This is a genomic window from Prosthecobacter sp. (assembly GCF_046154365.1).
Lineage (GTDB): Bacteria > Verrucomicrobiota > Verrucomicrobiia > Verrucomicrobiales > Verrucomicrobiaceae > Prosthecobacter.
Map to the genome: position 1 here is coordinate 1 of NZ_JBJXFV010000192.1, position 21,504 is coordinate 21,504.

A 21,504-nucleotide genomic window follows, 5' to 3' on the forward strand; every position below is an offset into this window, starting at 1 on the left:
CAGATGTCTTTAGCCCTTGCTTGGCTCCCGGCGTGTAGGGGCGCGCTGTGCTAGCGGAGTGGTGCTGCACAGGCCGTGGAGTCATGAAGTAAAGAACACCCGTTTTAGCCAAGGGAATGAACAGCCCACTGCACCAATCATCCAAGCGCGATGTGGCATTGACAGCTTGGGGACGTTCGATCACTCTCCGTGCCAATCACCCTCGCCCTCCGCTTGGACGTTGGTGAGTAAAATGTTCGGCCCAGTAACGGAGTCCAACGCCATGACGCTAGAAGTTTGTCCAGATCGACGCTCGCAATGAAGCGGATTCACAGATGGTGCGTGGCGCTTCTACTGCCGATAGCTTTGGCTTGGGCGGCGATTCATGTCTATAGCGTTGCCACCTTTAAGCTCTATGCATCGTCACCATCCCGAACCATTGAGGTTCGAGGACTTCGGTTCCAGGGTGTTGCGCCTCATCCACTCGACGGGTGCCTGAGAGTTTACACTTATGGTCAGACCGAGGACTTTGAGAATGACGTTTGGCAGACCACTATCAAGTGGGGAACTGATTTGACAGCCGAATGGCGTGGCGACGAGCACGGGAGCTTTGCGATCCTCCGGGGCGACAGAGAGTTGATGACTTGGAGAGTTCTGGATTCTGGCGCGGTGTGCATAAACGGAAGTGACTTGATCACTTTTGATCCCCATGAATTGTGGATGCGGACTGGAAGGTCTCGACTGGGTCCAGAAGCCTCAAAGCAATGATAACCGATCACGAAAACAAGAGGCCGAAAACATTAAAGGGTGCATTGTTGCGAGCCTAAGCGAGCCAACAAATGCCCCTGGGGTTGAACAAGCCCGACTTTAACACTTCCGCGCCCTTATGTGTTTGGTGTTGCGTGGGTGATGGTCGTTTGGCTCTGACGCGGTGTTTTGGACCGCGGTGATGGCTCTTGATGGACGTGTAACGTGCGCGCGGTGACTGCGTGGTCGCTGTTGGGGGCGCGCTGATGGCTCTTTTCGCGCTCTTGGAGGTTTCGTGGCCGTGGACTTCCTTCAGCGCGATGGTGCGTGCTTTGGCTTGGTGGCGCTTTCATGGCAGTTGCCCTCCTCGGGTGATCTTTAACGGCCCGCATGGTGGGGCGCGGCTTTGGGTCAGTAACCACCACAGCATGCCGTTTTTCCATGCGGGTTCGATCTCTCTGGTCCTCTTCATGGGCTGCTGGCAGCACGGGCAGAGGTGTTCTCGCTGCACGGGCAATGGCTCGGTGCTTTCAGTTTCCAGCGCTGCTGCGGGATCATCCAGCAGGACACTCGGTGGGATGATTATGGGGGCTGCGAGGCTGCCTTGTTGCACGCGCTGCCGCTTCTTCTTGGCGGCGGGGTGGTGGTAACCGTAGTAGCGCACGGCACGCAGTTTGGCGGGCTGGACGTGGTGCAGGTGTCTTTTGACGAACTCTTCGCCGCTGAGTGGGAGGGTGCGGGTGACTGGGTTGTTGCGGTCGCTGCGGTCGATATACCGAAACGTGACGTGGGTGTCGGTGATGGCGAGGATGCGGGAGTCGCCGATGACGCTGCGCATGATGTAGCGTCCGAGGTATTTGACGGCGTTCTCGCCGCTGCCGAAGGCTTGCACGTTGACGCCCCATTTCTTGCGCCAGACGCTGGGTTCGCAGCTCAGAGCGAGGGCTTTGAGTTGCTCGCCAAACTGATACTTGAGCACTTCTTTGAGTGCATCGGCAGGCATGAGATAGTCGGCATCTTTGACGACGACGTAGTTGCCATCGGCATCGAGACCTGCGCCGGGGACGATGCAGTGGATGTGCGGATGGAAGAGCATCTTCTGATTCCAGGTATGCAGCACCATGGTGAATCCGCTGGTGGCGGCGCCGAGCCACTTCTTCTCGGCCAAGGTCTGGCTCAAGGTGGCGGAGCAGGCTTGGAAGAAGGCGTCATAGGCGGCTTTGGCTTCCTTGCTGAAGAACAACTCTCGCAACTCGGACGGCAGCGTGAAGGTGATCATAAAATACGGTGCGGGGATGAGCTTGCTTTGCTCTCGCCGCACCCACTCGGCAGTGGCGGCGCGGCCGCACTGTGGGCAGCTTTTATGATGACAACTGTTGAAGGCGTATTCACGCTGACCGGGGCAGGTTGGGCATTCATACACATGCCCGCCCATGACGATGGTGCGGCAGTTTTGCAGCGCCCACACGGCACGGTGCTGCACGCTGCTGAGCACCGGTTTGGTGCGCAGATACGCGGGCAAAAATCGACGCAGTGCTTCGATGACCTTCGGCATCTTCTCGGAGGGATAATGCGCGGTTAGCGCGGTAGGACGTAGTGCAGCTGCGTTGGCGGGCGCTACAAAACGGGATCCACGCGCACGGCACATTGACGCAAAAGTTCCTCCGCCCTTTGCTCACCAAATTTCTCCACCATCATCTCCCACAGCGGCGAGTTGCGCAGATTTTGTTGGAAGGCGTGCTGCATGCTCTCCACTGCCTCCTGGGGGGCAAATGACCGGTCTGGAGAAATTGTAGAGTTTGCCACGATGGATCGTCGCCGGTGCTTCCATTGGTGATGGCGCGCTCGGCGCGCAAACGTTTAAGCCGACTCTTCTTTCCCATACAATTGCACGAATCTTAGCCATGCGTTTAGTCGGTTCAAGCTCGACCTCGTTAGCTGCGCAACGGCGGTCACCCACGGCAGAACGGACGGCGGGCGAGATGAGGATTGAACATAGGCCCACAAGCTGCTAAGACAGCGCCCATCACGCTCACGAAAATGCTCACGCATTCATCAACTCAAAGCACACTCGAATCACCTTGCCGCAGAGCGGCTTTGTTCAACAAAACGGATGCAGGCAACGGCTCGTATGGCATCTGTCGTGTCATCGACGCTTCCCGCTCGCCGTCGCCTGATCCGAGACGTTAGCCGAAAAGGGGCAGTAACGCTCCGATCACAAACACGATCAGCAGCGCCAAGGCCACCCACCACCAGACATTCGCCGTCAGCGGCTGTTGGGAGCTTTTGCCGCCGAATTCGCGGGCGATGAAGTCATCGTAATCGAACTCGTCATCGGGCAGGTCGAGTCCATCGGCATGCGTGTCACCGCTCCAGCCGGATTTGGCACAGGCGCCGCAGTCATCGCACGCAGCGGCACCACGCGGCACCCATTCGCCGCAGGCCGGGCACTGGCCGGGAGGTTTGAAGGCCGCGCTCATTCGGCGGCTTGTGCGATCACTTTGGCCTGCGGTCTGCGGCTCAGTGGCTTGGCGCTCGCGGCATGTGACGCGCCTGAAACGGCCAGACGATGGAAGGCTGCCGTGTCGGCCACACCGCTGGCATTGAGCAATGGCACAAAGCCTGCCTGCCGTGACTGCATGCCCGCAGGCCCAGGACGCAGCGGCGCGAGCATGACCAGCACCGCCATGGCGATGACGCCGGTGGCGAGGAGCTGGCTGATCGTGAGGGGGCGCTGGTTTCTCATCGCATGGAGAAAATGGTTAACATAACTAAAATAATCCCATCCACGCCTCGATCCAAGCCTTTTTGCTTGTTTTGGTGATTTTTTCCGGCAGCGGTGGGCCGCGTGATTTTGATCCTTACGGCTGGCTATGGCGACGGACACAACACCGCCGCGCGTTCCGTGGCGGAGGCTCTGGAACGTCTGTGTCCCGGTGAAACCATCGAGGTGAGCGATCTCATCAGCGATGCGATGCCGCTGACCGCCACCGTGACCAAGGCGCTTTACCAGCAGGCCATCACGCATTTCCCGGCTGCCTGGCGCTTGACCTATGAACTGATGGGCAAACGCAGCGTCACCGGCCCGGACTCGAAGTGGCAGGCCGGGCTGCTCAATGTCCTGCGGCAACGCATCGCCGGCCGGCAGCCACGTCTCATCATCAGCACCTATCCGCTGTACGCAGTGCTGCTGGAGTCACTGGCACACACGCAGAAAGTGCCGCCGCTTGCCACGATCATTACGGACTCCATCAGCGTGAACCGCATCTGGGTCATGTCCGGCAGTGATCTGTTCTGCGTCGCCGATGAGGAGACGAAGAAAGTCGTCATCGGCTTCGGCGTGCCGGAGTCAAAGATCCGCGTCACCGGCTTCCCCGTGAGCCTCGCGTTCACCGAGCCGCTGCCGGAAGCACCGCCGCATGTCGGCGCACGTATCTTGTATCTGCCGTCCACCACGGGGCGTCGCGTGGCCGCCACGCTGGAGGCATTGAAGCCGCTGTTTCTCGCCGGGGCAAAGCTCACGCTCCCCGTCGGCAAGCATGCCTCGCGGCTCTACCATGTACTGCGTCGTTTCACCGACGAGGTGCCGCCTGGCACGGTGGACATCATCGGCTGGACGCAGCGCATTCCCGAGTTTCTGCGCACGCACGATGTCGTCATCTGCAAGGCCGGCGGTGCCATCCTGCACGAAGTGCTCGCGGCGAAAATCCCCGCCGTCATTGATTACGTCGTGCCCGGCCAGGAGGAGGGGAATGCGGAAATGCTGACGAAATGTGATGGCGGCATCGTCACTCACACCGCCCAACAAACCGCCGACGCTGTCGCCAGCATCCTCACCAACAACGGTGCCGTCGGCCGTCGCATGCGTGCCAGCATGGCGAAGCTCAGCGTGCCCGATGCCGCCCTGCGCACTGCCAAGGCGTCACTTGCCGTCGCGGATGGAAAGTAACCCGCCAGTCCCCGTCGTCTGCGCCATCATCATGCGTGATGACCGCATCATGATCGCCCAGCGACCGCCGGACAAAAAACTCGGTGGCCTGTGGGAATTTCCCGGTGGCAAAGTCGAGCCGGGTGAAGCAGCTAAAGCCGCACTGCATCGCGAACTCCATGAAGAACTCGGCTGCACCGTGCGCATCACTCGCACGCTGCCATCTTTCGTTCACGCTTACTCGTGGGGCAGCATCGAACTCATCCCGTTTCTTTGTGCACTCACCGCCGACAGCCCCGAGCCGCATCCACATGAGCACACCGCCATTGCCTGGGTCGGACGCGAACAATTGCGTGCTTACGATCTCGCGCCCGCCGATGTACCGCTGCTCACGGCTTTGGTTTAGGCGGCGCCCGCTTCGGTTTGCCCCACGCACCTCGCTGTGCGGCTTTCGCTTCGCGCTCCAGCGCGCGAAGTCGGTTCTCGAAATCAAACTCGCGCTGCCCATCCGGCATCATCGTGCCTTTCGTGTGAATCCGGCACAGTCCGGCCTTCACCAGCTTTTCTGATAGCTCCTCGCCATCGTCAAAGAACACCAGTGCATACGAGCGTGCGCTGTCATACACCCGCTCCCAGCGTGTTTGCACCGTGAAGTCCTGCTCACGCAGCAGCTTTTCCGTGAACGCCTTCGCCTCCATACCCAGGCTCACCGTTTGCGGAATGCTCAAACCGCCAAAATAGCCCGCCTGATCCTTCAGCCGCCCATTCACCAGCGCATACTGCCGCTTCTCCGGGCAATCGACGAAATACAGCCGCAGCACCTGCTCGCCACCATCATGCGCGATCTTGAAGCTGTCGCCATCATTGCCCGAGTCATCGACCAGGCGTGCATGCTTCAGCACCACCAGATGTCCATCCGGCTCGGGCACGGGTGGCGCGGGTTTCTCACGAAAATGCTGCCACGCTTGCAACAGCGCGACCAGCAGCCAGACCGCGATCCATAGATTGCGCGAGAGCTTCGACCGCGTCTTCATGTGCCACGCTGGTTGCCAAACAGATCAATGTGCAGCCGTGGCGAATAGCGCCAGCCGGCTTGCTTGCAGACTTCCACCAGCCACGCCTGCCGCAACCGCAGCACCTCGGGTTTGATGCCCTCCGGCATCAGCAAAATGTTCTCCGGCGGCACCGGCACACCGATCACATCCACCACCGCACGCACCTCCGCCACATCCGCCTCGCTCGCGACGACAAACTTGAGCTGAAACGCATATGCCGAGCACCACGCACGCAACACCTCCGGTTGCAGCCGCAACCGCTCATGCTTCTCCACCCACGCCTTGCCCGCCAAGGCTTCATCCGGCGTCGAATGCGCCAGCTTCGGGCTGATCGACGCCAAATCACACGCCACCCCCTCCGGCGCAATCGTTCCCGCCGTCTCAATCGTGATGTGCTTGCCGTTTTCACGCAGCTTGGACAGCAGCGCCGCCATCTCCTTCGCAATCATCGGCTCACCACCTGTCACGACCACAAAACGTGTCGGATGCTGGTTCACCACATCGAGAATGGCCGCCACGCTCATCTCATCGCCCTCAGGCTTCCAAGACGCATAAGGCGTGTCACACCACCCGCAGCGCAGATTGCACCCCGAAGTCCGCACAAACACCGACGGCGTCCCAATGAGCGATCCTTCGCCCTGCACAGAATAAAAAATCTCGGAGATCAGCATGGGGTGGCAGGTTGGCGTTGGAGCGACGCGAGCACCTCCTGCAGACGCGACTTAAATGCATCATAGCTGGGCATGCTGATTCTTCCGTGATCAATGATGCCCTCATGTACCAGATCGGCTAGGTCAGTGACTGTCTTGCCCGTGTTGCTCAGCAGAGCATGCAACTGCTCCTTCGCAGGCTCTGAAGCGTTGTCATTGCCAGAAAGGCTATCTTCTAGTGCTTCACAATATTGGTAGGCGTCCAGTTTTAAAGCACAGATCAGCCATGCCTCGCTTTTTGGCCGCGGAACCATGGGTACGCCAAACTCAAAGCCCTCCGCTTTGAATCCATCCTCCATGGACCGTATGCGTGTTTCATAGAGCCCGCGTTCTGTCGAGCGCGTGCCGTCAGAATCATGGAAGAGGACCACGCCTCGTAGAGTTTCATCAGCTTCGGATTCTGTCATGGCCAACCGCGCCAGGGCGCGGACTTCTTTGAAAAAGTGAGCTGTCTCGAACCCTCTGCGTTTGCCGGTCACAAATGTTCTGGGGAGTTGTTTGGCCATCCGGGCCCGGCTACTTTCTGGTATATGATCGAGAGCGCCTGCATCCGCGAGGGAATAGCCGAGTTTATCCTCTGCGATTTTATCCACAATCATTGCCATGGGGCCGGCCCTAAAATCTGGGCCGCTGCATCGGCCTTGGCCGTTGTTGCAACTGCCGATGTCACTCGGGCCCTCGCCTGAGAGAATCAGGATCATGCGGCAGTCTTGCTTGGAGGTTTCTCGGACGCCAGACGACGCACTAGATCCTCGATACTGGTGTCCAGGAAGACCTCGCCTGGGCCAAGCGCCCGAAGTTTACTTTCATTCTCCGGCACATCAAAGTAACGGCGGCTCTGTGTGCGGCCGTCAGGTGTTTTGAAGAGTAGGATCACTCCTGCGCGGGCCACGTCGTCATCCAAGTAGTTCAGGATCACCGGGCTGTGTGTCGTCACGATGATCTGGCGGCCCTCGCGGCTAAGAGAGACGAGGAGATCCATCAACTCGTCCACCACCGCCGGATTGATGCCATTCTCGATCTCATCCAGCAGCAGGAGGTCGTGCTTTGTGTAGGCTTGGGACAGCATGGCGACAACCCTCAGGAAGCCATCATTGATGTGCGCCTCCGTCACCTCATGTCCTGCCATGCTCTGCTCCTCCACCAACAGACCTTTCCATCCATAGACTTTGTGTTGAATACGCAGGTTCTGCACTTGCGGATAAATTTTGCGCAGCCGCGTGAGCAGGTCGTGCTGCTGAGCCTCGGTGAGTTGGGAGAGAAAACCCGCCAACCGCTCTCCACCCGGGCCTATGTCCGAACTCTCTCGCGAACTGCGACGAATGAGCTGGGGGGCCAGCAATTCAAGCGAGTGCAATCCCAGCACAGCGTCTTTGACCTTTTGGAGGTATGGATGCGATCCTTCCAGCCGCAGCGTGGACAGCACCGAACCTTCAAACTCAAAGGGGAGTTTCGAATAGTGGTCAGGAGGCATGTCATACATCCCCACCTCCATGCTGCCGTCAACTCGCAGCGACAAAATCTCCTTCCCATCAAGCGTCAGTGTCTCCGTCACGCAGCGTAACGACTTCGCGTCAAAATTTGCCGTCCACCGTGCCTTACGTTGCTCAACCAGCTTCAGGTCCACCACCAGGCGGATGCATCCGCCCTTCGAGCCTCCAAGGTTTGTCAGGAGATCCTCCGCACTCCATTCACGCCAAGCCAGCCACTCCTTGATCTTGCCAGACATCAGTTGCGCCGTGAAATCAAAGGCCTGGAGCAGAGTCGTCTTGCCTGCGCCGTTCATTCCGATCAGGCAGGTGAAACCCGCTAGTTCCTGCCCCTTCGGCGGGAGGTCAAAGTCCGCCAGGGACTTGAAGTTCTCGATGTGGAAGTGGGTGATCATCGTCCGAGTTAAACACTGCCAGAGAATGTCGAACAAAGCCAGTTCTTCATTCCGACCTGCATGCTGTTACGCTTTCCACTCCGCCGCATGCCGTGCAAACGCCTTCGCGGCACGTTTCAGCGCTTCGTCGATGTCCGCCTGCGTGTGGGCGAGGCTGATGAACCACAGGCCGCGCTCGATGGCGCGGACGCCTTCTTCGAGCAGGCAGCGGCGCAGATGCGCCCAGCGTGGGGCGTCGTGGCGCTGAACGTAGTCGCGGTAGTCTAGGATGGGGCCTTCCTCGACGTCCGGCTTGAGCATGGTGCAGTGGAAGACGAGGCCGAAACCTTGGGGCAGGACGGGCACCTCATGCTGCTGGGCGAGCTGGCAGAGGCCGGCCATCAACTGCTCGCCGAGGTGAATCATGCCTGCTGGATGCGTGTCGCCGAGGGCGATGACTTGATCAAGGCACCACTTCGCGGCGGCAAGGCAGAGCGGATTGGCGTTCAAGGTGCCGGCATGCACGACTTGGCCGCTGATGATCTTGGCGAAGAATTTTTCTTTGCCGACAAGCGCGGCGAAGGGCACGCCACCGCCGACGGCTTTGCCGAGAATGGTCAGATCGGGTGTGAAGCCGAGAAATTTCTGCGCGCAACCAGCGCCGAAGCGGAAGCCGGTGATGGTTTCATCGGCGATCATGACGATGCCGTTTTCGTCGCACAATTCGCGGATGGTGTCGATCATGCCGGGCACAGGCGGCATGCAGCCGGTGTTGCAGAGTACAGGCTCGAAGATGATCGCGGCGATCTGGCCGTGATGCTCCTTCACCCGCTGGCGCAGATGATCAGGATCGTTCCAGCGGGCAACGACGAAGGTGTTCAGCACCTCGGGAATGACACCCTGGCTCGGATGCAGCCGCGTGGGGTCGTCTTCGGTGCCCCACTTGTCCGGCGGCGGGGCGTAGCCGACGAGTCCTTCATCGCTCCAGCCATGATAATGGCCTTCAAACTTCAAAATGAGCGGTCTGCCGGTGTGCGCACGCGCCAGACGCAGCGCGGAGAGCACGACCTCGGTGGCGGAGTTGTTGAAGCGCACGCGTTCGGCGCCGGGGATCATCTTTTGCAATCGTTCAGCGACTTCGATCTCCAGTTCACTCTGCGCGGCCCAGTGCGTGCCTTTGTGCGCCTGCTCGGCGATGGCGTCGGCCATGCCTTTTGGTGCATGGCCATAAAGAATCGCCCCCTGGCCGATCTGGAAGTCGATGTACTCGTTGCCATCGACATCAAACAGCCGCGAGCCGCTGCCGTGGTCGAAATACAGCGGCACCGGGGCCTCCATTTTGCGGATGCCGCTGTTCACGCCAGCGGCGATGCTGCGCTGCGCGCGCGCGAAAAGTTCGACGGACTTGGGAAAGGTGTAGGACATGGCAGGTGGATGGAATCAGTGCAGCGGCGAGCTATCATAGACCACCACGCGGTCCCAGAACGTCTTGCACGCATCCACGAAGCGTTTGTGCTTCGGACAGTCTTTCTGGTAGAATTCATGATCCTGCATGTTTTTGAAGTGCAGCGTCAACGAGTAGCTGAACGAGTGGTCGGTCACAGGTCGTGGTTCCGTAGCCGCCGGCTTGCCGGCGAAGCCGTGCTCCAGGTAATCGATTTCAAGCAGATGCATCAGCTCCGTCTCGAAAGTAGAGCGTTGTTCGGCGGTGAGGTCGGCTTTGAGCCAGAAATAGACGTTGTGAATCATGGTGGCGGGATTGGTAGGTCGCAGAAATCGTGCATGCAATGCTAATGATGACGGTTTCGCTGCGTTTACTGCTTGAAGAGGTGTGATGCCCATGAGGCGTCCACACCTTCGCTCAACGGACGATGGCCCCACTGGGAACGACTGAAAGTCCGCGTTGCACGCAACCACTAACAATGCAAACCTAGTACCATCATGCCCCCCTCCACCATCCTCGCCTTCGGTCCTCTCGGCACGCCCGAGATGATCATCATCGGAATCCTCATTCTCGTGCTGTTTGGCGCGAAAAAACTGCCCACCTTTGCCCGCAGCCTGGGCAAGAGCATGGGCGAGTTCAAAAAGGCCCGCACGGAGTTCGAAGCCGAGCTGCACAACGCCCAGGAAGAAGTCGAACGCCCGAAAATCACGACACCGCAGGAAAAACGCCAGCCAGTCTCCAGCGTCGAAGATTCCTAGTTCGAACGGCATGTCACTCTGGCATTCCATCACGCGGCGGGTCTTTGGACCCGCCGTTTTCTTTACCGCAGCGGCGCTGCTGGCCGCCGCCGAGCCGGAACGCCTCACGTTCTGCTCCTACAATCTCAAGAACTGGCTCACGATGGACCGGTTCGACCTGCAGACTTACAAGACGCTGCCATCTGCGCCGAAACCGGAGGATGAACGCGTGCGCGTGGTGAAAATTCTCGCCGCCATCAAGCCGGACATCCTCGGCGTCTGCGAAATCGGCACTGCGGACGATCTCGCCGATCTGCAAAAGCGCCTCAAGGCCGCCGGCATCGACCTGCCGCACACGGAACTCGCGCATGGCGGCGATCCAGTGCGTCGCCTCGCGTTACTGTCGCGTCTGCCCATCAAGGCACGCAATTCACAGACGGATCTCAAATACCAGCTCGGCGATCAGACCCTGCCATTTCAGCGCGGCGTCCTCGATGCGACCATCGCCATCACGCCCACCTTCGATCTGCATCTCGTGGGTGTGCATTTGAAGTCAAAACGCGAAGTCACCGAGGCCGATCAGGCGCAGATGCGTCGCAACGAGGCCCGCCTGCTGCGCAAGCACATCGATTCTATTTTCACCAAGGAACCCGGTGCGCGCATCCTGGCCTACGGCGACTTCAACGAGCACCGCAACGAACCCGCCATCAGCGACATCATCGGCAGCCCGCGCACCAGCGACACCGCCATGCAGGACGTGTGGCTGAAGGACAATGACGGCGAAGTCTGGACGCACTTCTGGGATGCCGCAGACACCTACTCACGCCTCGACTACTGCTTCGCCAGCCGCCTGCTGCGCCCGCACCTTGATTACAGCAAGTGCTTCATCTACTCCGCGCGCGATTTTGACAAAGCGAGCGATCATCGCCCGCTGGTCATCAAGATCAGCCCGGAGCCGATCTTGAAGAAGGATTGAGCCACTTCGAATGCCTCAACCAAACAGTGCGGTGAGCGGCCGGCCTTTGTCGGCGACGGTGAAGGGGCGCTTGCTGGGGCTGTAGAGCACCTGATCGAGCGGGATGCCGAGGGCGTAGGCGATGGTGGCGTTAAAGTCGGGGATGGTGACGACGTTCTCGACGGCTTTGTGGCCGATTTCGTCGGTGGCACCATGGACCTGGCCGCCGCGCACGCCGCCGCCGGCCATGAGGCAGGTGAAGCCGGATGCGTGATGATCACGACCATCGTTTTGATTGATCTCGGGCGTGCGGCCGAATTCCGTGGCGAGAACGACGAGCGTTTCCTGCAACAGGCCACGGGATTCGAGATCCTGCAGCAGGGTGCTGAGGGCGGAGTCGAGTTCATCGCAGAGTTCGGGCACGCGCGTGAAGTTGGCGTTGTGGGTGTCCCAACTGCCGAAGGAAACTTCGGCAAAGCGCACGCCATGCTCGACCAGCCGCCGGGCGAGCAGGCAGCCCTGGCCGAAACGGTCTTTGCCATACTTGGCACGCAGGGCCTCGGGCTCGGCGCTGAGATCAAATGCCTTCAATTCCTCGCTCTTCATCATCTTGAGCGCATCGTCATACATGTCGGCGTAGGCGCGGACGTTTTTGACGTTGTAGGTCTGCGCGAATTTTTGGTCGAGCTGCTTGGCCGTGGCAAGACGGCTGTTGAAGCGATCTTCGGTGAACCATGAGTTGGTTTTGACGTTGTTGATGCCGTCCTCGGGATCATTGATCATGAGGGGAGCGAAGCGGCTCTCGAAGAAGCCGGCGCCGGGATGGCGACTGTCGTTGCCGATCATGACACTGCCGGGCAGCGTGGGATTGCCCCGGTCTTGAAATTTCTGCAACCACGCGCCCATGGTGGGGTGGCGGATGCTGCTGCGCTGGGTGTAGCTGGTGTGCTGATAATACTGCCCCTGCTCGTGCGCCCCCTGCGTGGTCATCATGCTGCGGATGACGGCGAGCTTGTCCATCTGCCGGGCGATGAGCGGGATGCTGTCTGAAACGCGGACGCCATCGACGTTGGTGTTGATGACCTTGGTGAGGCCCATGATCTCGGTCTTCCCAGGCTTCGGATCGAAGGTGTCGAGGTGGCTCATGCCCCCGTTCATGTACAAATAGATGACGTTGCGTGCCGTAGCGGCCTGCTTGAGCGGCGAGGTACCGACGCCGGGTGCGGCGATGACACGGGAGGCGGCACTGACACCGAGAAAGGTCTTCGCTGCGCCGGAGACGAAGGCGCGACGGGAAAGGTCGTTGCGGAAGGGATTCATGAGCAGAAGAGGGTTTTGGGGGAGGTGCGCCCTTTAACGCGGCTGCCTCGCGAACTTATCACGAGATTTCAAATCTCCCGCGCAGTCCCCTACCCCGGCGCACGGCGGCCGAATTTGCGCTCCAACTCGGCGGTAGAAATTTGCACGAGAGTCGGGCGGCCATGCGGGCAGCAGTAGGGCATTTCGCAGGCCAGGAGGTCTTTGAGCAAGGCCTGCAACTCAGGGATGGAGAGCACGTCATTGCTTTTCACCGAGGCACGACAGGCGGTGGTGGCGATGGCGTCTTCGCTGAGGCGCAACGAGGATGATTTCGAACTGAGGCTGCTGAGTTCCTCGATGACCTGGTCGAGCCAGGCGGCGGGATCGTCGGTCTTCAAAAAGGCGGGCAATGCCTCGACCTTGAAGATGTTCGGGCCAAAGGGTTCGATCTCGATGCCAAGGCGGCTGAGCGTGGTCTGGTTTTGCTTCAACAAATCGGCGTCACGCGGCGTGGTTTGCAGATTGATGGGCATCAGCAGTCGCTGGCACGGCACTCCACCGGTTTCGAGGGCGCGGCGGAATTTTTCGAAGTTCACGCGTTCATGCGCCGCATGCTGATCCATCATCACGAGCCCCTCCTTGCTTTCCATGAGCACATAAAGTTTCTGCAAGACACCGATGATGCGGAAGTCGGACGCTGAAGTCTGCGTCTGTGGCTCCGGCTTGGGTTTTTCGACTTGCTTCGGCGGATTGATTTCGGGGGCGTGCTTGGCTTCACCCGGCAGAATTTTTTGAATTGGAGCGGGTGCCGGTACGACGGGTTCAACCTGTCGCAAAGGAGCCGAGGAAGGCACCACCGGCATGACGAACTGCTCCTGGCGTGCAGGTTCCACCGCAGAGACAACAGGAACGGTGCGTGCAGGCGCATGACCGGTGGGCAGCTTGGTGGCGCTTTCGAGCGTGCGGCTCACGCTGCGTGCGATGGCGTCACGCACGCTGTTGCCATCATGAAAGCGCACCTCCTTCTTCGCCGGATGCACGTTCACATCGAAGGCCTGCGGATCCATCTGGATGAACAGGAAGGTGACGGGATATTGCCCCTTCATCAACGCGGTGTGATAGCCTTCGCGCAGGCCGTAGGAGATGCTGGGACTTTCGATGGGACGCCCGTTCAGGTAGGTCGTCTGCATCTGCCGGTTCGAACGGCTCAGGCCAGGGCCGCCGATGAAACCGGACACGGTGACTCCATGCAGCGTGGTTTCCTCGATTTTGAGCAGGCGTGAGGCGAGTTCATCACCCACCAGCCCCCGAATGCGTTCCAACATGTCACGAGTGGCCGGGAGATGCAGCACGAGTTCGCCATTGTGCGTGAGCGTGAATGCCGTCTGCGGATTGGCAATGGCATGCAGCCGCAACTGCTGCTCCACATGCGCAAACTCGGTGTTTTCCGTGCGCAAGAATTTGCGACGTGCCGGGACGTTGAAAAACAGCGAGCGAGCCTCGATCACCGTGCCAGGAGCACCGCCGTGATCACGCACGGCCATGAGTTTGCCGCCGTTCACCTCGATCTCGGTGCCGACGAGTGCCTCCTTCTCCCGCGTCGCGAGACGAAAGCGCGAGACGCTGGCGATGCTGGGCAGCGCCTCGCCACGAAAGCCGAAGGTGCAAATGGCCCCGAGATCCTCCTTGGTACGAATCTTGCTCGTCGCGTGCCGTTCGAGACACAACATCGCATCCTCCCGATCCATCCCGCTGCCATCATCCACGATGCGAATCATGGCGATGCCGCCACGCTGCGCATGCACCTCAATGTGGCGGGCACCAGCATCTAGGCTGTTTTCCACCAGTTCTCGAACCAAAGCCGCCGGACGCTCCACAACTTCCCCCGCCGCCACCTGGCTGGCGAGTGCGTCTGGAAGAATGCGGATTTTGGACATGAATTTCGATAAAGTGCGTAGCAGCAGACGTAGCTCTTTGGCTCCAAGGAAATGTCACATTGGACGCCGCGTGAGGAATTGCAATCCCCGCACGCCTCAAGCACAGTCCCTCCAGACATACGTCGCCTTTTCGTCCATGATTTCCCTCACCTCCAGCGCCATCGAACATCTCAAATCGCTCATTGCCGAGAAGCATGCAGCCGCCAGCACCGGGCTGCGCCTGCGCGTCGAGAAAGGCGGCTGTGCGGGCATGCAGTATGTGATGGCCCTGGATGAATCTGGCACTGAGGACACCATCCAGACCCAAGACGGTGTCTCGATCATCATCGATCGTGAAAGCCTCGGCTATCTGCGTGGGTGCCAGCTTGATTACGTGGACGCGCTTTCGGATGCCGGTTTCAAGCTTACCAACCCCAATGCCGCACGGAGCTGCGGCTGCGGCACCTCTTTTGAGCCCCAAACCGCCTGATTGAAGAAGCAGCCATGCTGCCAACTTATTCACAAAATTTACTTTTCAATTTCAGCCAATCTTGTAGAATTTGAACATTCTTAAATTATAAAAATTAAAATTTTCGCAAAAATGCCATGCAAATCCGATTCTTGAGCGATGGAAACGAATACCGTTCTTACGGTGGCGGGAGTTTTTCCAAGAAGAAAGACTCCGGCGGTATCTTTTGGTGGACGATCCTGATCACGTTGCTGATGGGCTTCGCCACCTTCTGCTGGTTCTTCAGCATCATGGTGTTCGCGCATCCTGAAAAGCCGTTCAACTACCGTGTGCTCGCTCGTTTCGACAAGCTCGATCCGCTTCGCAAGTTCACCAACTACACCGTGCCACAGGGCAAGTTTCTGCCTGCACGCGATCTGCTCGCGGAGTTCTATGCCTTCTCGCATGACCAACTCGCAGTGAAGAACGATCTCCTCAAGCGCTCTTACATTCGCAACTACAAGCAGGAGCAACCGCTCTACGTCAAAGGCAGCTTCCAGGTGATCAATGCTCGTCCGCTCACCTCGGGCGATGTCATCACCGAAGGCTGGGTGGTGCGTGCCCGCTCCTCCGACATTGAGGATGTCGATATTGAAATCGTTCTTCCTGGCAACAAAGACGAAGCCGATCCTTATCAAGTGGGAGACACTCTGGTGCTGGATCAGAAGAGCACCTTCGCTGCCGCCCTGCATGTGCAGAAATTCGATCAGGAACGCGTCTGCGTGACACTCATGCCCCTCGCCTACCAGGGCTTTGCCGCCAAAGATGGTACGCAGTTCCAAATGAAACCTCCGGTAAAGCTCAATATGGACGCTTACTGGCCGCTCACCCGCGATCCCGGTGCTGTCGTTCTTGAAAACACTACTGACAAAGTGGTGCTCAAGCAGAACTGATAATACAAACTCGAGATTTCACGCAAAGCGGAAGGTGCAAGCCTTCCGCTTTTTGTTTGGCCGCGTTCGCCCCCTTAATTCAGAGCGCTCGTTTCTTGCATCCACGCAGGTTCACGCCATTAGCAAGGCATGCCCGCCGACTACACCCCCATGAGCATCGCCGACGTTCAACGTCTGCGTGCCGATCTGGAGCAGCAAGGCCGCAAGCTGGTGTTCACCAACGGCTGTTTTGATCTGCTGCACGCTGGACACGTGCGTTATCTGGAACAAGCACGTGCCTTGGGCGATGCTTTGGTCGTCGCGTTGAATTCCGATCAATCCGTGCGCACCCTCAAAGGCCCGGATCGTCCGCTCAACTGCGAAAACGATCGTGCCGAGGTACTGTCCGCGTTGCGTGCCGTGGATGCAGTTGTGGTGTTCGAAGATGAGCGTGCCACCACGCTCATCGAAGCCATTCGTCCGCATGTGTACGCTAAAGGCGGCGACTACACCGTCGCTTCTTTGAATCGCGAAGAACGCACGGCTTTAGAAAAGGCGGGGACCGAGATTCGCATTCTACCGCTCGTCTCAGGCAAATCGACCACCAGCACGATCAACAAGATGCTTGGCAGCAACGATGCCAATCGTCTCCGCATCGCGGTGCTTGGTTCAGGTGAAGGCTCCAACCTTCGTGCCATCATCGCCGCCATCCACGCAGGCACGCTCAATGCTGAGATCGTCATCACACTCAGCGACCAAAGTGAATCCAGCTTCCTCAAGATCGCTCGCGAAGCCGGTTTGCCTGCACAGTTCGTCAATGACGGCGAAAATCCGCGCAAGCTCAGTGATGCAGCCCAGAAGGAAATCTTCGAACATCTGGAGCGTGCTCGCGTGGATGTCGTCGTGCTCGCAGGTTTCATGCGCATTCTCAAGGAGCCGGTGATCAACGCTTATGCCGGCCGCATCGTGAACGTGCATCCTTCCCTGCTGCCCAGACACAAAGGAGCCAATGCACCACTACTCACCCTGCAAGCTGGTGACAGCGAAACCGGCTGCACCGTGCATCTCGTTACAGCAGAAATCGACGCCGGACGCACTCTTGCGCAGGCCAAGGTGCCCGTGCTGACTGACGATACTGCGGAAACACTGCATGCGCGCATCAAGATCGAGGAACACAAGCTCCTGCCACAGGTGTTGAACGAATGGCGTGAGCGTAGCCTGCCCGTGCGAGGTGCGGGAGCATCATGAGCGCCTTCACCGGCACCCTCAATGCCCAGCAACGCGAAGCCGCCACGCACATCCATGGCCCGTTGCTCATTCTTGCCGGTGCTGGCACGGGCAAGACGCGTGTGCTCACCGCACGCATCAGCTACATGGTGAATGAAGGCATCGATCCGAAAAACATCCTCTCCGTCACCTTCACCAACAAAGCCGCCACCGAAATGCGCGAGCGCGTCAAAGGCATGGTGCGCGACGGCCTTGGCAAAAAAGTCGTCCTCGGCACCTTCCACGCTTTCTGCGCACGCCTGCTGCGCGAGTTCGCCTCACACGTCGGCTATAAGAACAACTTCGTCATCTACAGCCAGGGTGAGCAGGAAAGCTTGCTCAAAAAAGTGAGTCAGGGTCTCCTCCTCAAAGACGAGACCTTCGACCCCTCCACAGCGCTCTCCCGCATCAGCAAGGCCAAGAACGACGGCAGCAGCCTCGGCGATCCTGAAAAGAGCCTCGATGCCGCCGTCATGCAAAAATACATGGACGAGATGCGCGGTCTCAACGTCATGGATTTCGACGACTTGCTCGTCCTCGGCGTGCGTTTGCTCGAAGATCACGCCGATGTGCGCGCCATTGTGCAGAGCAGGCATCACTATGTCATGGTGGACGAGTTCCAGGACACCAATTCGCTGCAGATGCGCCTGCTGCGCGCTCTCGTTCCCGCGCCTTACAATGTCTGCGTCGTCGGTGATGACGATCAGTCCATCTACGGCTGGCGTGGTGCTGAGATCACCAACATCACCGAATTCGAAAACTTCTTTCCCAATCCGCACGTCGTCAAATTGGAGGAAAATTACCGCAGCACCACGCCGATCCTGCACACCGCGAACAGCCTCATCAAAAACAACGCCGGTCGCCGTCCCAAATCACTCTGGAGCCGCAACAACGGTAGCGATCCCGTACGCCTCATCGCCACGCAGGATGAAAAAGAAGAGTCTGACATGATCGCGAAAGAGGTCGAAACGGCCCATTTTTCGAACAAGCAGGCGCTGGAGGAATTCGCCGTGCTCTTCCGCACCAACGACCAGTCACGCGTGCTGGAGCAGGCCTTCCGGCAGCGCAAAATCCCCTACCGCGTCGTCGGCGCACGCAGCTTCTTTGATCGCCGCGAAGTGAAGGACATCCTCTGCTACCTCAGCGTTCTGCACAATCCGCACGACGACATCAGCCTGCTGCGCGTCTTAAACACACCCACACGCGGCATCGGCAGCGCCACCGCCGAACTCGCCCGCGAGCGCAGCATGGAGAAGCACCACAGCGTCTGGGTCGCCCTTTGTGATGAAGACTTCCTGCGGCAGATCCCTGAAAAGGCACGCAACTCCATCCGCACCTTCACTCGCCTCATCAGCAAATTCTCCGGCCCCGCGAACACCAACGGCACTCAGCTCGTGCAGATGACTGAAGCGCTCATTCTCGAAGTGGGCTACATGGAGCATCTCAAAAAAGCCGCGAAAGAGCCTGAAGACTTCGCCGGCTGGGAAAACGGCATCAAAGAGCTGCTCAAAAGCATCGCCGGCTACGAAGAACGCAACCGTGCCGACGGTCTCGGCGGTTTCCTCGATGAAATCAGCCTCAATGATGAGCGTGAGGAGAAGGACGACATCGAAAAGAAAAAAGGCGTGTGCTTGATCACACTGCATGCCTCTAAAGGACTCGAATTCCCCATCGTATATCTCCCCGGCATCGAGCAGGGCATCCTGCCGCACAAGCGCAGCTTCGATGAAGGCCGTGTCGATGAGGAGCGCCGCCTGTTCTACGTCGGCATCACTCGTGCAAAGCAGAAGCTCACCATTAGCTACACGCGCACTCGCGTGAAATGGGGTCAGAAGCAGACCAGCATGCCCAGCCTCTTCCTCAAGGAACTCGACCGCAAATACGTCGAAGAACTCGATTACACGCGCCACATGAACGAAACGGTTACGCAGGAGGAAAACACCAACTTCTTCGCCGGCCTGCGTGCCATGATGACGGAACAGTAACCGTGTCTCTCGGCGATAAACTCTTGCCTTCGCCGCCAGACCGCATTGAATCGCCGCCCATGTCAATTCCTCTCGAAGACCTGTTCAATGATGTCATCGCCAAGTCCATGCGCGGCCTTGGAATTAGCGATGCCGATCTGGCCACCAAGGCCGGCGTCACTGCCGCAGCCGTTGCGGCGGCGAAATCTGGTGCCGTGGACGATGCAGTGCTGCTCAAGATTGCTCCGTATCTGAATCTGCACGGCCCCTCGCTCGTCACGATGGCACACTATGCCTGGAAGCCCACAGACCTCAGCCTGCTAGGCCTGGCGCAGTTCAACACGGTCTATCATGACATGACGGTGAACGCCTACCTCATCTGGGACGCCGAAACAAAGAACGCCGTCGCCTTTGACACCGGAGCCGATGCGGGGCCGATGATCGACTTCATCCAGCAGCACGGCCTCAATCTCAGCCTCATCTTCCTCACGCACACGCATCCCGATCACATCATGGACCTCGCGAAGCTGTCTGCTGACGGTGCCGTGACCACCTTCGTGAATGCCCGTGAAGCCTGCGCCGGTGCCAAAACCTTTGAACTGGGCGCAACGCATTCATGGGAGAGCGGTGGCCTGAAGATCGAACCCCGCAGCACCTGGGGCCACTCGAAGGGCGGCATCACCTATGTCGTCAGCGGTCTCTCCAAACCCGTCGCCATCGTCGGCGATGCTCTATTCGCCTCCAGCATGGGTGGCGGCATGGTTTCGTATGCCGATGCGCTTGCCACAAACCGCAAAGAAATCTTCACGTTGTCCGACAATACTGTGATCTGCCCCGGCCACGGACCGCTGACAACCGTCGGAGAAGAAAAAGCCCACAATCCGTTCTACCCTGAGTATAAATAACGAGTTCCAACTTCAACCCACGCACCACGATGAAAATCGCATTCACCTACTGGCAGGATGGCAACGACTGGCTGGGCCATCTCGATGAATTCCCTGACTATGTGACCCAGGGCCAATCCTTGGACGATTTGAAAGCTCATCTGGCCGATCTGCAACGCGATCTGACCAGCGGTGCAATCCCGGCGGTCAGGCATCACGCAGAACTCGAACTGGCGGCGGCATGAAGCATCGTGATTTGATCAAGGCCGTCGAGGAACTCGGTTGTGTCTTCATCCGTCACGGTGGCAAGCACGACTGGTATCAAAATCCAGCCACCAAAATCGCCCAGCCCGTCCCAAGGCATCGTGAGATCAACGAAAACCTCTCCCGACATATCATCCGCAAACTCTCCAACAAATAATCCACCTCACCATCCTCATGTCCCAAACCGTTGCATTCGTCGGAGTCGGCAAAATGGGGGCCAACATGGCCCGTCGCCTCAAAGAAGTCGGCTACAGCGTCACCGCTGTGCTTGATGTGAACACCCAGGCTGCCGCTGATCTCGCCACCGAACTCGGCTGCAAGGCATGCACGAAGCTCGCTGATGTCACCGCCGCCGCTGATGTCATTTTCACCGTCGTGACCAATGACGCTTCGATGCGCGGCATTTTCTTCGGCAGTGGCGATAGCCTGCTCTTGAACGCCAAGGGCAAGGTCTTCATCAACTGCGCCACGCTTTCCCCCGCGATCCATCGCGAGGTCTATGCCGCCGCTGAAAAAGCCGGTGCGCACAGTCTCGAAGCCTGCATGGCCTCCAGCATCAGCCATGCACGCGAAGGCAAGCTCTACCTCATGCTGGCCGGTGATGAAGCTGTCTATGCTCGGGTGAGTCCGATGATCGAGCAGATGAGCGTCAACCGCCGCTTCATCGGTGGCCCAGGCCGTGCCGCCGAAGTCAAAGCGCTGGTGAACATGGTCATGAACATCAACACCGCCGGTCTCGCCGAAGGTCTCGGCCTCGCCGCGGCCCTCGGTCACAATTTAAACCTGATCCGCGAGGTCTTCAGCCAGACCGGTGCCAACTCCCGCGTGCTGGAAACTGACGGCGGCGACATGGTAGCCCGCGAGCACGACTGCTGGTTCTCCGCCGAACACGCCGCCAAAGACAGCGGCATCGCTGCCGATGTGGCGAAGACCGTGGGCCTGAATCTGCCGCTTAACGACGCCACCAAGGCTCAGTACGACAAGATGGTCGCGCTCGGGCTCGGTGGTCTCGACAAGAGCGGTGTCGCGGAGTTGACGTTCAAGGGACGGCATGCTGGAGGATAGGCCTCTGACCTGTTTGCAGCTTGGGGCGTCCCGCCTTGATCGGCGGC

The 21,504-nt window shown here is 59.0% G+C and carries 24 protein-coding genes; 12 read left to right on the plus strand and 12 right to left on the minus strand.

Annotated features, from left to right (window positions below; all coding sequences use genetic code 11):
- Positions 1-1,075: 1,075 nt before the first annotated feature.
- From ACKVY0_RS25100 to ACKVY0_RS25115, 4 genes are all read right to left on the minus strand, one after another.
- Positions 1,076-2,281 (minus strand): transposase, encoded by a 1,206-nt coding sequence (locus ACKVY0_RS25100; protein ID WP_409217609.1) that lies wholly within the window; start codon positions 2,279-2,281, stop codon positions 1,076-1,078.
- A 62-nt stretch (positions 2,282-2,343) separates the two neighbouring features.
- Positions 2,344-2,472: a hypothetical protein gene (locus ACKVY0_RS25105; protein WP_409217610.1), complete on the minus strand. Its 129-nt coding sequence runs from the start codon at positions 2,470-2,472 to the stop codon at positions 2,344-2,346.
- Between the two features lie 440 nt (positions 2,473-2,912).
- Entirely contained in the window at positions 2,913-3,206 is a 294-nt protein-coding gene (locus ACKVY0_RS25110) for a hypothetical protein (RefSeq protein WP_409217611.1), read from the minus strand.
- Positions 3,203-3,472 (minus strand): hypothetical protein, encoded by a 270-nt coding sequence (locus ACKVY0_RS25115; RefSeq protein ID WP_409217612.1) that lies wholly within the window; start codon positions 3,470-3,472, stop codon positions 3,203-3,205. The genes ACKVY0_RS25110 and ACKVY0_RS25115 overlap by 4 nt, the downstream gene beginning before the upstream one ends.
- Before the next feature lie 102 nt (positions 3,473-3,574).
- On the opposite strand from ACKVY0_RS25115, the gene ACKVY0_RS25120 reads away from it, so the two are divergent.
- Together ACKVY0_RS25120 and ACKVY0_RS25125 are read left to right on the plus strand one after the other, a co-directional pair.
- Positions 3,575-4,675 carry an MGDG synthase family glycosyltransferase gene (locus ACKVY0_RS25120; protein ID WP_409217613.1) on the plus strand — a complete coding sequence of 367 codons (1,101 nt, stop codon included), beginning with the start codon at positions 3,575-3,577 and terminating at the stop codon, positions 4,673-4,675.
- Positions 4,665-5,060 carry a (deoxy)nucleoside triphosphate pyrophosphohydrolase gene (locus ACKVY0_RS25125; RefSeq protein ID WP_409217614.1) on the plus strand — a complete coding sequence of 132 codons (396 nt, stop codon included), beginning with the start codon at positions 4,665-4,667 and terminating at the stop codon, positions 5,058-5,060. The genes ACKVY0_RS25120 and ACKVY0_RS25125 overlap by 11 nt, the downstream gene beginning before the upstream one ends.
- Here ACKVY0_RS25125 and ACKVY0_RS25130 read toward each other — a convergent pair.
- The 6 genes from ACKVY0_RS25130 to ACKVY0_RS25155 form a co-directional block, all read right to left on the minus strand.
- Positions 5,044-5,688 (minus strand): thermonuclease family protein, encoded by a 645-nt coding sequence (locus ACKVY0_RS25130; protein ID WP_409217615.1) that lies wholly within the window; start codon positions 5,686-5,688, stop codon positions 5,044-5,046. The genes ACKVY0_RS25125 and ACKVY0_RS25130 overlap by 17 nt on opposite strands.
- Positions 5,685-6,380, minus strand: a complete 696-nt coding sequence (locus ACKVY0_RS25135) for a 7-carboxy-7-deazaguanine synthase QueE (protein WP_409217616.1) — start codon at positions 6,378-6,380, stop codon at positions 5,685-5,687. The genes ACKVY0_RS25130 and ACKVY0_RS25135 overlap by 4 nt, the downstream gene beginning before the upstream one ends.
- Positions 6,374-7,120, minus strand: coding sequence for a hypothetical protein (locus tag ACKVY0_RS25140; protein ID WP_409217617.1), 747 nt, complete (start codon positions 7,118-7,120; stop codon positions 6,374-6,376). Before ACKVY0_RS25140 ends, ACKVY0_RS25135 begins: the two co-directional genes overlap by 7 nt.
- Entirely contained in the window at positions 7,117-8,304 is a 1,188-nt protein-coding gene (locus ACKVY0_RS25145; RefSeq protein ID WP_409217618.1) for an AAA family ATPase, read from the minus strand. Before ACKVY0_RS25145 ends, ACKVY0_RS25140 begins: the two co-directional genes overlap by 4 nt.
- A 66-nt stretch (positions 8,305-8,370) precedes the next feature.
- Positions 8,371-9,708, minus strand: coding sequence for an aspartate aminotransferase family protein (locus ACKVY0_RS25150; RefSeq protein WP_409217619.1), 1,338 nt, complete (start codon positions 9,706-9,708; stop codon positions 8,371-8,373).
- Between the two features lie 15 nt (positions 9,709-9,723).
- Entirely contained in the window at positions 9,724-10,032 is a 309-nt protein-coding gene (locus ACKVY0_RS25155) for a Dabb family protein (protein WP_409217620.1), read from the minus strand.
- Positions 10,033-10,224: 192 nt separating this feature from the next.
- Between ACKVY0_RS25155 and ACKVY0_RS25160 the strand changes: the two genes are divergently transcribed.
- Positions 10,225-10,485: a twin-arginine translocase TatA/TatE family subunit gene (locus ACKVY0_RS25160; RefSeq protein ID WP_409217621.1), complete on the plus strand. Its 261-nt coding sequence runs from the start codon at positions 10,225-10,227 to the stop codon at positions 10,483-10,485.
- Between the two features lie 10 nt (positions 10,486-10,495).
- A complete protein-coding gene (locus ACKVY0_RS25165) occupies positions 10,496-11,440 on the plus strand; it encodes an endonuclease/exonuclease/phosphatase family protein (protein ID WP_409217622.1) in 945 nt (314 codons plus the stop codon).
- 15 nt (positions 11,441-11,455) lie between these two features.
- Here ACKVY0_RS25165 and ACKVY0_RS25170 read toward each other — a convergent pair whose 3' ends face one another.
- Complete coding sequence (locus tag ACKVY0_RS25170; RefSeq protein ID WP_409217623.1) at positions 11,456-12,739, minus strand: DUF1501 domain-containing protein; 1,284 nt, start codon at positions 12,737-12,739, stop codon at positions 11,456-11,458.
- Positions 12,740-12,828: 89 nt separating this feature from the next.
- The gene (gene mutL, locus ACKVY0_RS25175; protein WP_409217624.1) at positions 12,829-14,655 is read right to left on the minus strand and encodes a DNA mismatch repair endonuclease MutL; all 1,827 of its coding nucleotides are present in this window, start codon (positions 14,653-14,655) and stop codon (positions 12,829-12,831) included.
- A 136-nt stretch (positions 14,656-14,791) separates the two neighbouring features.
- Between mutL and ACKVY0_RS25180 the strand changes: the two genes are divergently transcribed.
- From ACKVY0_RS25180 to ACKVY0_RS25215, 8 genes are all read left to right on the plus strand, one after another.
- Positions 14,792-15,124: a HesB/IscA family protein gene (locus ACKVY0_RS25180; RefSeq protein WP_409217625.1), complete on the plus strand. Its 333-nt coding sequence runs from the start codon at positions 14,792-14,794 to the stop codon at positions 15,122-15,124.
- A 116-nt stretch (positions 15,125-15,240) separates the two neighbouring features.
- On the plus strand, positions 15,241-16,035 hold the full coding sequence (locus ACKVY0_RS25185) for a hypothetical protein (protein ID WP_409217626.1): 795 nt from the start codon (positions 15,241-15,243) through the stop codon (positions 16,033-16,035).
- 129 nt (positions 16,036-16,164) lie between these two features.
- Complete coding sequence (gene purN, locus ACKVY0_RS25190) at positions 16,165-17,262, plus strand: phosphoribosylglycinamide formyltransferase (protein ID WP_409217627.1); 1,098 nt, start codon at positions 16,165-16,167, stop codon at positions 17,260-17,262.
- On the plus strand, positions 17,259-19,265 hold the full coding sequence (locus tag ACKVY0_RS25195; RefSeq protein WP_409217628.1) for an ATP-dependent helicase: 2,007 nt from the start codon (positions 17,259-17,261) through the stop codon (positions 19,263-19,265). Before purN ends, ACKVY0_RS25195 begins: the two co-directional genes overlap by 4 nt.
- A 59-nt stretch (positions 19,266-19,324) precedes the next feature.
- Positions 19,325-20,149, plus strand: a complete 825-nt coding sequence (locus ACKVY0_RS25200; protein WP_409217629.1) for an MBL fold metallo-hydrolase — start codon at positions 19,325-19,327, stop codon at positions 20,147-20,149.
- Between the two features lie 29 nt (positions 20,150-20,178).
- The gene (locus ACKVY0_RS25205; RefSeq protein ID WP_409217630.1) at positions 20,179-20,373 is read left to right on the plus strand and encodes a type II toxin-antitoxin system HicB family antitoxin; all 195 of its coding nucleotides are present in this window, start codon (positions 20,179-20,181) and stop codon (positions 20,371-20,373) included.
- A complete protein-coding gene (locus ACKVY0_RS25210) occupies positions 20,370-20,549 on the plus strand; it encodes a type II toxin-antitoxin system HicA family toxin (protein WP_409217631.1) in 180 nt (59 codons plus the stop codon). Before ACKVY0_RS25205 ends, ACKVY0_RS25210 begins: the two co-directional genes overlap by 4 nt.
- 17 nt (positions 20,550-20,566) lie before the next feature.
- Positions 20,567-21,457, plus strand: a complete 891-nt coding sequence (locus ACKVY0_RS25215) for an NAD(P)-dependent oxidoreductase (RefSeq protein WP_409217632.1) — start codon at positions 20,567-20,569, stop codon at positions 21,455-21,457.
- Positions 21,458-21,504: the final 47 nt, after the last annotated feature.